Source organism: Brucella anthropi (assembly GCF_046630315.1).
GTDB lineage: Bacteria > Pseudomonadota > Alphaproteobacteria > Rhizobiales > Rhizobiaceae > Brucella > Brucella anthropi_A.
The window spans coordinates 45876-59320 of sequence record NZ_LQBD01000035.1; the positions used below are offsets into that span (position 1 = coordinate 45876).

The window sequence follows — 13445 nt, forward strand, 5'->3', positions numbered from 1 at the left end:
CTACCGCGCCGCGACCACCTCGATCTCGACCTTGAACTCCTCCCGCGTGAAACCGGAAACGATCATCAGCGTCGAGGCCGGTGCCGGCTGCGGAAACAGCCTGTCGCGCACGTCCATATAAGGCCGCATGTGGGCGCGGTCCGTCACATAGGCGTTGATGCGCACCACGTCACCCAAGTCCATGCCGCCATCACGCAGGATGCGCCGGATATTCTCGAAGCAAAGCTCGGCCTGTGCCCCCGCATCCTGCGGAACACTGGTATCCGGCGCCATGCCCAACTGGCCCGAGCAAAAGATCATTTCCGCCCCGGCCTTCACTTTCACGCCATGACTATAGGCGGCGAAGGGAGCCGCCATGTCCTGTGGCAGAAGATGTTTCAAAGTGTTCATCGTGAATCCTCATGGTTTCGGCGCAGCAGCCAGCAATTCTTTCAGGCGCGCCGCACCGGCCGCAATATCGGCCTCGCCCGGATTGATCCCCGCCGCAAGCAGGCGTCGCGCAATCATATGATCCGCCGGGCGGTTGATGGAATCGACCGCGACCAGCCTGTCGCCCTTGAAATGAAACACCGAGAAGGCGTTTTCTTCCGGCTTGCCGGACAGGATATGCCGGTCGGCATCGAAGGAAAGACCAGCGGTCTGGAGCTTCATGTCGCCCTGATCGGACCAGAACCAGGCAATCTCGCGATAGGGCGCTTCCCGTCCGACAATAGTGCGCGCCACATGTTTTGCCTGATCGGTGGCGTTCTGCACCGATTCCAGGCGCACCCGACGCCCCGCATGAAAATGATCGTAGCTCGCGCAATCGCCGATCGCATAGACGTGGGGCGCGGAGGTGCGCATATGTTCGTCCACCACAATCCCGTTATCAATACCAAGACCAGCTTCCGCCGCCAGCTCGACATTCGGAACCGCGCCGGTGCCGATCACCACGAGATCAGCCGGGAAAAATGTGCCGTCGGAAGCCGTCACGCCCGTTGCACGCCCGTTCTCGCCTTCGATGGCGGCAACGCCGAGCCCCGTCAAAAGGGTGATATCCGCGGCGCGGCTTCGCGCTTCCATATGGGCAGAAACCGGCATCGCGACCGAACGGCCAAGGACGCGGGGAGCGGCCTCGATCAACACCGTCTTCTTGCCGAGCGCTATGGCGCTATGCGCCATTTCGAGCCCGATGAAGCCGCCGCCGATAATCACGATGTTGCGCACGTCCGGCATCATGGCCGCGATCCGGCGCGCATCCGCCATGCGCCGCAGTGTCACGACGCCTTCAAGCCCGATGCCGGGCACATCGGGAATGCGCGCCCGCGCACCCGTTGCGAAGACAAGTTCGGACCAGGGCAGCACACGGCCATCGGCAAGCGTTACCGTCCGCTCCGCAATGGACACCGCATCGACATGCGCGCCAAAAAGCATCTCGATATTATTGTCGCGATAGGTCGCTTCCGGCCGCAGGACCAGGCCGCCCCCTTCCGGTGCTTTCAGATAGGATTTGGAAAGCGGCGGCTTGTGGTAGGGAATATCCGTTTCGTCATTGATGAGAATGATGTCGCCTGCATAACCTTCCTGGCGAAGGCTGATCGCGGCCTGCGAACCGGCATGGCCGGCCCCAATGATAATGCATCTGTCGTCCATAGGACCTCCGAAATTTCCGCGCATCATAGACGCGTCGCGGCCCATCGCGTGGCCTATCGGTCACGGATTCACATCTTAATTGCACGCAATCGGCATATTTTAAACATTTAGTTTGACCGATCGGTCAGATTGTTTAGTAGGATGGCCCCAACGCCCTTGGCCCGAGCGTGTAGGAGTTGCAATCTTGAAACGATATTGGTCCGATTATACGAGCGAAGCGTTTTCACGCCTCGATCGCGAGAAGATCGTGGCGGTTCTGCCGGTCGGTGCGATCGAGCAGCACGGACCCCACCTGCCGCTTGCGGTCGATGCCGCCATTGTCGAAGGGATGGTAAAGGAAACCATCGCCCGCCTGCCGGAAACCAGCCATGCGCTTTTTCTCCCGACGCAGGCCATCGGCAAGAGCAATGAACACAGCCTCTACCCCGGCACACTGACCTTTTCGGCGGAAACCATAATCCGCATGTGGTGCGAAATCGGCGCTTGCGTGGCAGCAAGCGGCGTCCGCAAGATGGCGCTGCTCAACAGCCATGGCGGACAGATCAGCGTCATGGATATCGTGGCGCGCGAATTGCGCATCCGCCACAATATGATGGTGGTCAGCATCAACTGGTTCGGCCTTGGAATGCCGGAAGGCGTTTACAGCGCGCACGACCTGAAGCACGGCATCCACGCGGGCGATATGGAAACCTCCGTGATGCTGGAAATGCATCCCGATCTGGTGGACATGTCGAAAGCGCAGGATTTCCGCACCCTTACGGAAACTTTCGCAAGCGATTTCAAACATCTTTCGCTGAGCGGCGGTGCCAAGCCCGCCTGGCAGATACAGGATATCAACCCGCACGGCGCGGCAGGCAATGCAACGCTTGCGACCGCCGAAAAGGGCCGCAAGACCATCGACTTTGCCGCAGACCGGCTGGTCGAGGTGCTGGCGGAAATCGAGCGAGCGCCGCTCGCCTGGCTCGACAACAGGCCGGGCTGGTAGGAAAGGACAATGAGCGTGGCCCCCAACTCGCACTCTTCCCCTTCCTCCCTCATCGAAATAGACCGTGTCTACAAACAGTACGGCACCGGCGTCATGGCCGTGAGCGACATGTCGCTCAGAATTGAGCAAGGCCAGTTCGTCAGCTTTCTCGGCCCTTCGGGATGCGGCAAAAGCACGGCGCTGCGCATGATCGCGGGGCTTGAATCCATTTCCGCCGGAGAAATCCGCGTCAACGGTCATGCTCCCGGCAAAGGCCCTGTCGGCGCGCAGGATATCGGTTTCGTGTTTCAGGAACCGACGCTGATGCCCTGGGCGAGCGTCTTCGACAATGTCTATCTGCCGCTGCGCCTTTCCGGCCTGTCGCGCGGGCAAGCGACACCGCGCGTCGAGGAAGTGCTGGCGCAGGTCGGTCTTTCGCGTTTCGCCAGGGCATTCCCGCGTGAATTGTCCGGCGGCATGAAGATGCGTGTTTCCATCGCCCGCGCCTTGGTCACACGCCCGCGTCTCCTGCTGATGGATGAACCCTTTGCCGCGCTCGACGAGATGACGCGCTTCAAGCTCAATAATGACGTGTTGCGGCTGTGGCAGGAACATGGGCTGACGGTGATCTTCGTCACCCATAGCGTCTATGAGTCCGTTTATCTCTCCAACCGCGTGATCGTGATGGCCGCACGGCCCGGTCGCGTGGTGGGCGATATTCCCATCATCGGACCTTATCCGCGCGCGCAAAATTACAGAACGACGGAGTCTTACGCGAAATATTGCGCCAAGGTTTCCGACGCGCTGACCGCGACGCTTTCCTCTGAAGATATAGATCACTGAGGACATGCCAATGAACCAGGTTCAAAACGAGTTGCCGGTCCTGAATGTCGAACAGATGCGCCTTGCCCGGCGTGAACGCACTTTGCGCATCCTCATGCCGACACTCGCGATCGTCATCGCACTTGGCATATGGGAAGGTCTGGTGCGCTATTATCAGGTGCCGCATTACCTGATCCCCGCCCCCTCGCTGGTTGCGGAAACGCTGGTCAAGGACGGCCCTTCCCTGATGGCCTCCATGTGGTTCACGGTAAAGCTGACGCTGATCTCGCTTGCCTGCGCCATTGTCGGCGGCGTGCTGCTCGGCATGGTGTTTGCCCTGTCGCGGCCGGTTGAAATGGCTTTCTTCCCCTTTGCCGTCATCCTTCAGGTGACGCCGGTGATCGCCATCGCACCGCTGATCCTGATCTATGTGCGCGATACCTTCTCGGCCCTTCTGATCTGCGCGTGGATCGTCGCCTTCTTCCCGATCCTTTCCAATACGGTGATCGGGCTTCGCAGCGCCGATCACAATCTGCGCGACCTATTCAAGCTCTACCGTGCCTCGCCATGGCAGCGGCTGCGCTATCTGCTGGCGCCAAGTGCATTGCCCTATTTCATGGCGGCGCTGAAAATCGCGGGCGGCCTGTCGCTCATCGGCGCGGTGGTGGCGGAGTTTGTCGCCGGCACGGCCGGCCAAAGCACCGGCCTTGCCTCGCGCATTCTGGAATCGAGCTTCCGCAACGAAATTCCGCGCATGTTCGCGGCACTTTTTCTCGTCTCGCTGCTCGGCATCGTGATCTTTCTCATCACAAGCTGGCTGTCGCGCCTTGTCCTCGGGCGCTGGCACGAAAGCGAAATCCGCCGGGAGCGCTGACATGCTGAACGGCGTCGCCGTAACCGGGCTTCCCGGCCACCACGACATGCGCATCGAGGCAAACCGCATCGCCTCGATCACACCGTCCCGTGCCACCGGCGGCGGGTTGGTGACACCGCTTTTCGCCGATGTGCATGTGCATCTCGACAAGACGTTCACCATACCGCGCATTGCGCAAAACGGTCCGGCAAAGGTCGAATGCCTGTTCGATGCCATCGACCTGATGAATACCGACCGGCGAAACTGGACCGCGGATGATATTCGCGCCCGCGCCACACGCGGCCTTGCGGCAGCATTTGCACAAGGGGTCGGCGCGATGCGCAGCCATGTGGACTGGATAACGCCGAAAGTGCCGACGGCGTGGCCTGTTCTGAACGAACTGCGCGAGGAATGGGAGGGCCGGATCGATCTTCAGCTTGCAGCCCTTGTTCGTGGCGACCTGGTACCCGAAGCGGGCCAGCCGATTGCGGCCCGCGTGGCGCGGGATGGCGGCGTATTGGGCGCATTCTTCTATCGCAATGTGGACATTGCGGCGAAGATCGAGGAAACCGTCCGGCTTGCAGCTTCACACGGGCTCGACCTCGACTTTCACGTCGATGAAGGTCTGGATGTCGAAGCCGATGGTTTCTCCTTGATCGTGGATGCGACCCGCCGCCATTCCATGGGCGGCAAAGTGCTGTGCGGCCACGCCTGTTCGCTATCCTTGCGCGGGCCTGATGAGCTCGCACGCATTCTCGATGCCGCAGCCGCAGCGGATGTCGCGCTCGTCGCGCTGCCCACGACAAACCTCTATCTGCAAGACCGGCTTGGCGGAAAATCACCGCGCCTGCGCGGCATCGCGCCGCTGAAAGAGGCGCGCGCCGCGGGCATGAATGTCATGCTCGGCTCCGACAATGTGCGCGATGCCTTTTACCCCTATGGCGACTATGATCCGTTCGCGATCCTGCGCCTTGCGGCACCTGTCTGCCATCTCGAGCCGCAGGAATGGCTGGACAGCATCACCACCCTGCCCGCCCGCCTCATCAAAAGCGAGCGTGTGCAGGTGCCGTCGGCGGGCGGTGCCGCAAATTTCATCTGGCATGACGCCGAAGACCTCAACGACCTCATCAGCCGTCCGCAGGCCCCACGCACCATCTGGCGCGACGGTGTCGCCTTGCCCCAAGACAACGGGAGAAACCCATGAATTCTGCCGCTCCGCAGCGCATCCATGACTGGGCCGCGTTCCGCGCCGAAATCGACGGCATCCGCATCTATGACGACCCCAAACAGGTCGAGCTGCGCTCGCGCGATTATTTCTGGTACAGCCCGATCCTCACCCAAGATATCGGCCATTATGTCGGCGATCTCGTCGTCATTCCCAAGGATCAGGACGAAGTGCGCCGTGTGGCCGCTGCCGCCGCGAAGCTGCGCATCCCCATCACCGTGCGCGGCGGCGGCACCGGCAATTACGGCCAGTGTGTGCCGCTTGAGGGCGGCATCATCCTCGACATGACCAAGCTCGACCGCATCATTTCCATCGAACCGGGCAAGGTTCGCGTGGAAGGCGGCGCGCGCATTTCGCGTCTGGACGATGCGGTGCGCGAGACCGGACAGGAACTGCTCATGTATCCGTCCACCCGCCGCATAGCCACGATTGGCGGGTTTTTCTCCGGCGGTTCGGGCGGCATTGGCTCGCTGCGCCACGGCATGCTGCGCGATGATGGCAATGTCTATTCGGTCAAGGTTCTGACGGTCGAACCGGAACCGAAAATCATCGAACTGACGGGCCGCGACATCCACAAGGTTCAGCATGCCTATGGCACCAACGGCATCATCCTGGAGCTGGAAATCGGGCTGACCAGAGCGACCGACTGGATACATACCGCAGCCTTGTTCGATAGTTACGAGGCAACGCTCAACTTCTGCCTCAAGGCGCTGGAAGAAAATCTCGACTGCTATCTGCTGACCACGGTGGACCGTCGCTTCGCGCGCTTCTACACCAAGTTCGGCGATCTGTTCCCGTCCGACAAGGATGCGGTTTTCGCCATGATCGCGCCGGAGGAACAGGAGCGGTTCGCGGCACTGGCAGCCGAATTTTCAGGCCGTGTCTCCTTCGCGATGACGATGGAGGAACTGCACAAGAACGGCCTCCAGCCCGCCTATGAATGCGGCTGGAACCACACCACCTTGCAGGCGCTGAAGGCGGAAGAAGGCTGGACCTATCTACAGGTTGCCTATCCCCGCCCCTTCGATCCGGCACTCGTTGCCCGGCAGATGCAACGCTATGGCGATACGCAATATATGCACCACGAAATGGCCCGCCTTGAAGGCGAAGTGCAGATTTTCGCGCTTCCCCTTGTCCGTTTCACGGACAGGGAGGCAATGTACCGGCTGATCGAGGAGCTGGAGACGGTTGACGGCTGCGACATCTATGATCCCCATGCCTACACCATCGAGGATGGCGGCATGAAGGAGATCGACAGCGTGCAGATCGCGTTCAAGAAACTGGCCGACCCATACGGCCTGCTCAATCCGGGCAAGACGCGCGGCTGGACCGCCGATATGGCTTTGACCGATTAAAACCAAGGGGAACAAAAACATGAAAAAGACACTGACCGCAACGCTTGCCGTTCTTTCTCTCAGCCTTTCCGCGCAAATGGCCCATGCGCTCGACAAGGTGACGCTTGGCACCAATTGGCTGGCGCAAGCCGGTCATGGCGGCTTCTATCAGGCGGTGGCCGACGGCACCTATGAAAAATACGGCCTCGACGTCGCAATCGAGATGGGCGGTCCGCAAGTCAATAACCGTCCCATGCTGGCGGCCGGCCGCCTCGACTTCCTGCTGGCCGGCAATCTCCTTCTTTCCTTCAACAATGTGGCCAATGGCGTGCCGACCACGGTTGTCGCCGCTTTCTATCAGAAAGATCCGCAGGCGCTGATGGTCCATGAAGGTGAATACAAGGACTTCAAGGATCTGACCAATGCCGAAACGATCCTGCTTTCCAAGGACGCGCAGTTTTCGTTCTGGCCATGGCTGGTGAAGGAGTTCGGCTTCAAGGAAGAGCAGCTTCGCCCCTATGGCTACAGCCTGGCGCAATTCCTGAACGACAAGAAGGTGGTGCAGCAGGCCTATGCCACCGCAGAGCCGCTCTATGCCGAAAAGGAAGGCGCCAAGGTTACGACCTATCTTCTGGCCGATTATGGCTACAGCACTTACGGCAATACCATCGAAACGCGCCAGGATCTGATCGAGAAAAACCCCGATCTGGTGCAGCGCTTCGTCAGCGCCTCTATTGAGGGCTGGACGAATTTCCTCTATGGCGACCATGCCAAGGCTTATGACCTCATCCTCAAAGACAACCCGGATATGAGCAAGGAAACGCTGGATGCCGAGCTTGCCCGCATCAAGCAGTTGCAGCTCATCGACAGCGGCGACGCGGCCGAAAAGGGCATCGGCGCCATCGATATGAACCGCGTGAAGGCGTTCTACGATCTGGCGCGCAACTCCGGCATCGTCAGCGGTGACGAACTGGACATGAGCAAGGTCGCGACCGATACCTTCGTGAACAAGGGCGTGGGCCTCGACATCAAGAAGAAGCTTGGCCAGTAAGCCACCTCAATCGCGGCAGGTATGGATGAAAAACGACGAGAATGACAATACGGAGCCGACCGGACGGGACAAGGTTCTCGACCGAAGGCGGCGCATTCTCGGCGCAATCCGCGCTGCCGCGATCGATGAATTTGCTGAAAAGGGCCTTGCGGGTGCGTCCACGCAAGGCATTGCGCAGCGCGCGGGCCTCACCAAGCCGCAGCTTCACTATTATATTTCAAGCAAGGAAGAGCTTTACGAGGACATCATCGTCTTCATTCTCGACGAATGGGAAAAGATTTTCCTCGATGCGAACACCGAGGACGATCCAGCCAGGGTGATCCGGCACTATATCCGGGCGAAGCTGGACTATAGCCAGAAAAACCCGAAGGCTTCGCGTCTTTTCACCACGGAAATCGCCAATGGCGCGCCATATCTCAGCCGCCATTGGAAAAAACACGTCTCGGCGACGCATAATGCGGTGAAGCTCATCCAGTCATGGGTGGATGACGGTCGCATCAAACCCGTCGATCCCCTGCTCTTCCAGATGCATATCTGGGCGGTCACACAGCATTATGCCGACTTTGAAGCGCAGGTTCGCAGCATGATGGATGTCGGCCCCGAGGAGCCGCTCGATATCGAGCGCATCGAAAGGGAAGTCGCGACGCTGTTCTTGCGCGCCTGCGGTCTCGAATAGACATATCTGGAAGCAAGCAATCAACGATCTATCGCAAGGCTTCCAGTTCCGCGATGCGTGCGGCGCTGTCCTTTTCCAGCATAAGGGTCATCTCGCGGATGATGGTTTCGGCCAGCACGAAGAGAGCAGCCGAGGAATCCCAGGCCGAAGGCACCGCAATACGGCCGGCCAGCACATGGCGCGCCACCCGCGCAATGGGCGAAAGCCACTGGTCCGTCACCAGCACCACCTCGACGCCCCGGCCCCTCGCCTTTTCCGCCAGCGCCAACAGGCTGTCCTGATAGCGCCGGATGTCGAAAACCACGAGAATGTCGCGTTTTCCCATGTCGAGCAGGCGGTCGCGCCACATGCTTTCCTGCCCGCCGAGGTGAAACACACGCGGACGCACGATGCTCATATGCGCCGTCATATATTGCGCGATCGGATCGGTGAAACGCCCGCCGATCAGATAGACATTGCCCTTTGCCTGCGACAGTGCGGTCACCACCTGCCGAAGCTGCCTTTCGCCCAGATGCCGGAAGGTTTCGCAGATATTTTCCAACGTGTGTTCGACGCCCGGATAGGCAGCGTCGGGCCGTTTGTCCGGCTGCTCGTTGCGATGATGCGGCGATTGAAGCTGCGCGGCCAGCTCATCCTGTAAACGGGCCTGAAAATCCGGATAGTTCTGGAAACCGAGACGGTTCACGAAACGCAGGATCGTCGGCGAACTGACGCCCGCCTGCATGGAAAATTCCGCCACCGTCTTCAGGCCCAGCATCGGATAATTGGCAATCAGCGTCTGGGCTGCGCTGCGCTCGCCCGGCGGCATGGCATCAATGCGTTCATTGATCAGTTCCGCGACGCTCGCGCTCATCGATGCGGCAGTTTCCATCCCGGCGGCTCTTTTCCAATTTTGGCGAAATTGTGTTTGACAAAACATCATAGGACGTATCAAATAATCCGCAATAGCGCATAAACTGAAAAAACGTAACATAAGTTACAGCGCGGGGAACCGAGGGAATGGCGGACGAGCGAGAAGATCGCACGGCTTCGTGCGAGCCGGTTTTTATCGTCAACGAGGGAGGGGAAAGCCCCTATCTCCTCGTTTGCGAACATGCCTCCAATCACATGCCGGAAAGCTTCGCCGGGCTTGGGCTCGATGCTGAAGCGCTGAAGGCGCATATTGCCTGGGACCCCGGCGCTGTCGAGGTGGCGCGGGGATTGAGTGCCGCGATGGATGCCCCCCTTGTGGAAGCCGGGCTGTCGCGCCTTTTGATCGATTGCAACCGCCCGCTCGACGCACCCGACCTCATCCCGGAAATCAGCGAAACAACCGCAGTTCCCGGAAATCACGGGCTTAACACGGTCGAACGCATGGCGCGCATCGATCTGTCGCATCGTCCATTCCACACCGCCGTCGAGCAGATGATCGCGATGCGCACAGCGCGCGGCCTGCCATCCTGGATCGTGACGATCCATTCCTTCACGCCGGTCTATCGCGGTATTTCGCGGCCATGGCAGATCGGCATCATCCATGACGAGGATGACCGCATTGCCCGCCCGCTGATCGCCGCACTCCGGCAGGATAAAGGCCTCGATGTGGGTGTGAACGAACCTTATTCGCCAGCGGATCGTGTCTATTACACGCTGGAGCGGCACGCCCGTCCGCGCAATACGCCCTGCGTGATGATCGAAATCCGCAACAATGAAATCACCGACAGTCGGACACAGGCAATCTGGGCCAAAAGGCTGGCCGCGATATTGAAGGAGATTGCGAAAGCAATCGACCCTCACAACACCGAACCGAAAGCCTGAAGGAGCCGGAAATGCCGAAGCCGATCAGACTGTTCGTCAAATATGTCGATGCGCTGAACTATTATGTCGGGCGCTTCGCGATGTATCTTTTCTTCGTGCTGGGCGGCTGCCTTCTCTATTCCACCTTTTCGCGCGTGGTGCTGGGCATTCCGGTGAACTGGGTCCTGGAAATGTCCCAGTTTCTGCTCTCCGCCTATTACCTGCTCGGCGGGGCCTATGCCATGCAGCAGGGCGCGCATGTGCGCATGGACCTGTTCTTCGACCGTCTTTCGCCACGCCGGAAGATGATCACGGACATGATTACCATCCTGTTCATTATCTTCTATCTCGGTGTGATGGTCGCAGGCGGGATTTCATCGACCAATTACGCCATTGCCTACAACCAGAAGAATTATACCGCCTGGGCGCCGCTGCTCTGGCCGATCAAGCTCATCATGACGGTCGGCATCTTCCTGCTGCTGCTGCAATGCATCTCCAATTTCTTCAAGGACTGGGCCTCCCTGCGTGGAAAGCCGATCAGCACCCTTGCGGGTCCTGCCATTGAGGAAGGACATCACATATGAGCTCGGAATTCATTACGCTCTTCATGTTCGCAACCATGATGGTGCTGCTGATGACGGGGCAGCGCGTCTTCGGCGTGATCGGTTTTGTGGGTTCCCTTGCCGCGCTCCTGCTTTGGGGCAAGGGCTCATTCGAGATGCCGTATAACGCCACCTTCGCGGTGTTGAACTGGTATCCGCTCATCACCGTGCCCTTCTTCGTGTTCATGGGCTACATGCTTTCGGAATCGGGGATCGCCAGCAATCTTTATCGCATGTTTCATGTCTGGTTCGGCGGCATTCGCGGCGGCCTCGCGCTCGGCACGATCGGCCTGATGGTCATCATTTCCTGCATGAACGGCCTCAGCGTCGCAGGCATGGCCATCGGCGCAACCGTGGCGATGCCGGAGCTTCTCAAGCGCCGCTACAACAAGGTCATGGTCACGGGCGTCATCCAGGCGGGCAGTTCGCTCGGCATCCTGATCCCGCCCAGCGTCGTGCTGGTGCTTTATGCGATGATTGCGCGGCAACCCGTTTTGCAGCTTTGGCTGGCCGGTATCGGCCCCGGCCTTCTCATGGCCGCGCTTTTTGCGATCTATATCTATATTCGCTGCCGTATCCAGCCCGAACTCGGCCCGACATTACCGCAGGAAGAACTGGATAAAATCACCTGGCGGGATCGTTTCGTCACCTTGCGCGCGGGCATTCTGCCGCTCGTGGTTTTCGGCGCGATGATGGGCCTGTTCCTCTCCGGCGTTACCAGCCTCGTTGAAAGCTCGGCGGTCGGTGCTTTGCTTGCAACCTTGGCCGCGCTTTTCACGGGGCGCCTCAACAAGGCCGTCTGGGAAACCACGACGCGAAACAGCCTCACCGTCACCTGCATGTTCCTCTGGATCATTCTGGCGGCACTCTGCTTCTCGTCGGTTTATGACGGTCTGGGCGCGGTGAAAGCCATCGAGAACATATTGCTCAACACTTTCGATCTGTCGCCATGGACAATCCTGGTGTTGATGCTGTTTTCGTTCATCATATTGGGCATGTTCCTTGACGATACAGCCATGCTGGTCATCGTGGCGCCGCTCTATATACCGCTGGTCAAGAGCCTCGGCTTCAACGCCATCTGGTTCGGCGTCCTCTACACCATCACCTGCCAGATCGCATATATCACGCCGCCTTTCGGGTACAATCTGTTCATGATGCGGGCCTTGGCGCCAAAGGAAGTCACGCTGATAGACATTTATCGTTCAATCGTGCCGTTTTTCTTCCTCATGGTGCTGACCATCATCATCCTGATGATCTTTCCGCAGATCGCGATGTGGCTGCCGAACTGGTACAGCGGACGGTGACGATACGCACAGAAGAATGCGCATAGGCCGGTGACAAGAGCCCGAAGGGCCAGACCGGAACAATCAAAGGGTGAACTCAAACAAGAGTGGGAGAATGGGCATGAGCGAGAATAACAAGCTTAACAAACGCGATTTTCTCAAGAAAGCCGGGCTGACAACCGTTGGCGCACTGGGTGCAGGCACGCTTGCGACGCCTTATGTGCGCGCGCAAAGCCCGATCAAATGGCGGCTCCAGACCTATGCCGGTCCGGCGCTGGCCGAACATGTCATCAAGCCTTCCATCGACGCCTTCAACAAGGCGGCGAACGGCGAGATGGTGATCGAGCTTTACACCGCCGACCAGCTTGTGCCGCAGGGCGAGCTGTTCCGCGCCGTTCAATCCGGCACAATCGACGCCGCGCAGAGCGACGACGATTCCATGGCGTCACCGGTCGATGTCGCCGTGTTCGGGGCTTACTTTCCGTTTGCATCGCGCTACAGCCTGGATGTGCCGGCCTTGTTCAACTGGTATGGGCTCAACGAAATCTGGGAAGAAGCCTATAAGGAAATTCCAGGTGTCACCTGGCTCAGCGCCGGTTCATGGGACCCATGCAATTTCGTGACCACCAAGCCGATCCGCAGCGTGGCTGACCTGCAAGGGCTTCGCGTCTTCACCTTCCCGACCGGCGGGCGCTTCCTGACCAAATTCGGCGTGGTGCCCGTCACCCTGCCATGGGAGGACATCGAAGTCGCAATCCAGACCGGCGAACTCGATGGCGTCGCCTGGTGCGGCGCGACCGAGGCTTATACGGTCGGCTGGGCCGACATCAACAAATATTATCTCACCAACAATATCAACGGTGCCTGGGCCGGTTCCTACTTCGCCAATACGGAAAAATGGGACGCCGTGCCGGATCATCTGAAGACATTGTTCAAGCTAGCGATGGATTCATCGCATTATTACCGCCAGCACTGGTACTGGTGGGGCGAAGCGCACTATCGCACCACCGGCGGCAAGCTGGAACTGACCACGATCCCGGAAGCCGAGTGGAAGCAGATCGAAGATGCCGCGCAGGAATTCTGGGACGATATCGCCAAACAGAGCGAACGCAATGCCAAGGTGGTGGCGATCCTGAAGAAATATCAGGAAACCATGCGCGGCGCGGGCGCGCCCTATCGTTATGCCTGATGATTTTGGACGCGGCGCACAGTGCCGCGTCCATCACTTTT

General features: G+C 59.3%; 14 protein-coding genes. 11 read left to right on the forward strand and 3 right to left on the reverse strand.

The window, feature by feature from the left end; genetic code table 11:
• Positions 1–390, reverse strand: coding sequence for a RidA family protein (locus AVM02_RS15005; RefSeq protein ID WP_411507724.1), 390 nt, complete (start codon positions 388–390; stop codon positions 1–3).
• Between the two features lie 9 nt (positions 391–399).
• Positions 400–1632 (reverse strand): NAD(P)/FAD-dependent oxidoreductase, encoded by a 1233-nt coding sequence (locus tag AVM02_RS15010; protein ID WP_411507725.1) that lies wholly within the window; start codon positions 1630–1632, stop codon positions 400–402.
• Between the two features lie 184 nt (positions 1633–1816).
• On the opposite strand from AVM02_RS15010, the gene AVM02_RS15015 reads away from it, so the two are divergent.
• From AVM02_RS15015 to AVM02_RS15045, 7 genes are read left to right on the forward strand one after another with little or no spacing between them, the layout of a single operon-like run.
• Complete coding sequence (locus AVM02_RS15015) at positions 1817–2617, forward strand: creatininase family protein (RefSeq protein ID WP_411507726.1); 801 nt, start codon at positions 1817–1819, stop codon at positions 2615–2617.
• Between the two features lie 9 nt (positions 2618–2626).
• Entirely contained in the window at positions 2627–3439 is an 813-nt protein-coding gene (locus tag AVM02_RS15020; RefSeq protein ID WP_411507727.1) for an ABC transporter ATP-binding protein, read from the forward strand.
• Positions 3440–3449: 10 nt separating this feature from the next.
• Positions 3450–4292: an ABC transporter permease gene (locus AVM02_RS15025; protein ID WP_411507728.1), complete on the forward strand. Its 843-nt coding sequence runs from the start codon at positions 3450–3452 to the stop codon at positions 4290–4292.
• Between the two features lies 1 nt (position 4293).
• Positions 4294–5475 carry an amidohydrolase family protein gene (locus AVM02_RS15030; RefSeq protein WP_411507729.1) on the forward strand — a complete coding sequence of 394 codons (1182 nt, stop codon included), beginning with the start codon at positions 4294–4296 and terminating at the stop codon, positions 5473–5475.
• Positions 5472–6851, forward strand: a complete 1380-nt coding sequence (locus tag AVM02_RS15035) for an FAD-binding oxidoreductase (RefSeq protein WP_411507730.1) — start codon at positions 5472–5474, stop codon at positions 6849–6851. Before AVM02_RS15030 ends, AVM02_RS15035 begins: the two co-directional genes overlap by 4 nt.
• Positions 6852–6870: 19 nt before the next feature.
• A complete protein-coding gene (locus AVM02_RS15040; RefSeq protein WP_411507731.1) occupies positions 6871–7881 on the forward strand; it encodes an ABC transporter substrate-binding protein in 1011 nt (336 codons plus the stop codon).
• A gap of 25 nt (positions 7882–7906) precedes the next feature.
• Positions 7907–8557, forward strand: a complete 651-nt coding sequence (locus AVM02_RS15045) for a TetR family transcriptional regulator C-terminal domain-containing protein (RefSeq protein ID WP_411507732.1) — start codon at positions 7907–7909, stop codon at positions 8555–8557.
• A gap of 28 nt (positions 8558–8585) precedes the next feature.
• Here AVM02_RS15045 and AVM02_RS15050 read toward each other — a convergent pair whose 3' ends face one another.
• Complete coding sequence (locus AVM02_RS15050; RefSeq protein ID WP_411507733.1) at positions 8586–9428, reverse strand: MurR/RpiR family transcriptional regulator; 843 nt, start codon at positions 9426–9428, stop codon at positions 8586–8588.
• A gap of 128 nt (positions 9429–9556) precedes the next feature.
• On the opposite strand from AVM02_RS15050, the gene AVM02_RS15055 reads away from it, so the two are divergent.
• The 4 genes from AVM02_RS15055 (at position 9557) to AVM02_RS15070 (ending at position 13404) form a co-directional block, all read left to right on the forward strand.
• A complete protein-coding gene (locus tag AVM02_RS15055; RefSeq protein WP_411507734.1) occupies positions 9557–10351 on the forward strand; it encodes an N-formylglutamate amidohydrolase in 795 nt (264 codons plus the stop codon).
• Positions 10352–10362: 11 nt separating this feature from the next.
• On the forward strand, positions 10363–10914 hold the full coding sequence (locus tag AVM02_RS15060; RefSeq protein WP_411507735.1) for a TRAP transporter small permease subunit: 552 nt from the start codon (positions 10363–10365) through the stop codon (positions 10912–10914).
• Complete coding sequence (locus AVM02_RS15065; RefSeq protein ID WP_411507736.1) at positions 10911–12236, forward strand: TRAP transporter large permease; 1326 nt, start codon at positions 10911–10913, stop codon at positions 12234–12236. Before AVM02_RS15060 ends, AVM02_RS15065 begins: the two co-directional genes overlap by 4 nt.
• A gap of 100 nt (positions 12237–12336) precedes the next feature.
• Entirely contained in the window at positions 12337–13404 is a 1068-nt protein-coding gene (locus AVM02_RS15070; RefSeq protein WP_411507737.1) for a TRAP transporter substrate-binding protein, read from the forward strand.
• Positions 13405–13445 lie beyond the last annotated feature (41 nt).

Coding starts and splice junctions, on each gene's coding strand:
- AVM02_RS15005 (WP_411507724.1), bottom strand. CDS start 390: ATGAACACTTTGAAACATCTTCTGCCACAGGACATGGCGGCTCCCTTC.
- AVM02_RS15010 (WP_411507725.1), bottom strand. CDS start 1,632: ATGGACGACAGATGCATTATCATTGGGGCCGGCCATGCCGGTTCGCAG.
- AVM02_RS15020 (WP_411507727.1), top strand. CDS start 2,627: ATGAGCGTGGCCCCCAACTCGCACTCTTCCCCTTCCTCCCTCATCGAA.
- AVM02_RS15025 (WP_411507728.1), top strand. CDS start 3,450: ATGAACCAGGTTCAAAACGAGTTGCCGGTCCTGAATGTCGAACAGATG.
- AVM02_RS15030 (WP_411507729.1), top strand. CDS start 4,294: ATGCTGAACGGCGTCGCCGTAACCGGGCTTCCCGGCCACCACGACATG.
- AVM02_RS15035 (WP_411507730.1), top strand. CDS start 5,472: ATGAATTCTGCCGCTCCGCAGCGCATCCATGACTGGGCCGCGTTCCGC.
- AVM02_RS15040 (WP_411507731.1), top strand. CDS start 6,871: ATGAAAAAGACACTGACCGCAACGCTTGCCGTTCTTTCTCTCAGCCTT.
- AVM02_RS15045 (WP_411507732.1), top strand. CDS start 7,907: ATGAAAAACGACGAGAATGACAATACGGAGCCGACCGGACGGGACAAG.
- AVM02_RS15050 (WP_411507733.1), bottom strand. CDS start 9,428: ATGGAAACTGCCGCATCGATGAGCGCGAGCGTCGCGGAACTGATCAAT.
- AVM02_RS15055 (WP_411507734.1), top strand. CDS start 9,557: ATGGCGGACGAGCGAGAAGATCGCACGGCTTCGTGCGAGCCGGTTTTT.
- AVM02_RS15060 (WP_411507735.1), top strand. CDS start 10,363: ATGCCGAAGCCGATCAGACTGTTCGTCAAATATGTCGATGCGCTGAAC.
- AVM02_RS15065 (WP_411507736.1), top strand. CDS start 10,911: ATGAGCTCGGAATTCATTACGCTCTTCATGTTCGCAACCATGATGGTG.
- AVM02_RS15070 (WP_411507737.1), top strand. CDS start 12,337: ATGAGCGAGAATAACAAGCTTAACAAACGCGATTTTCTCAAGAAAGCC.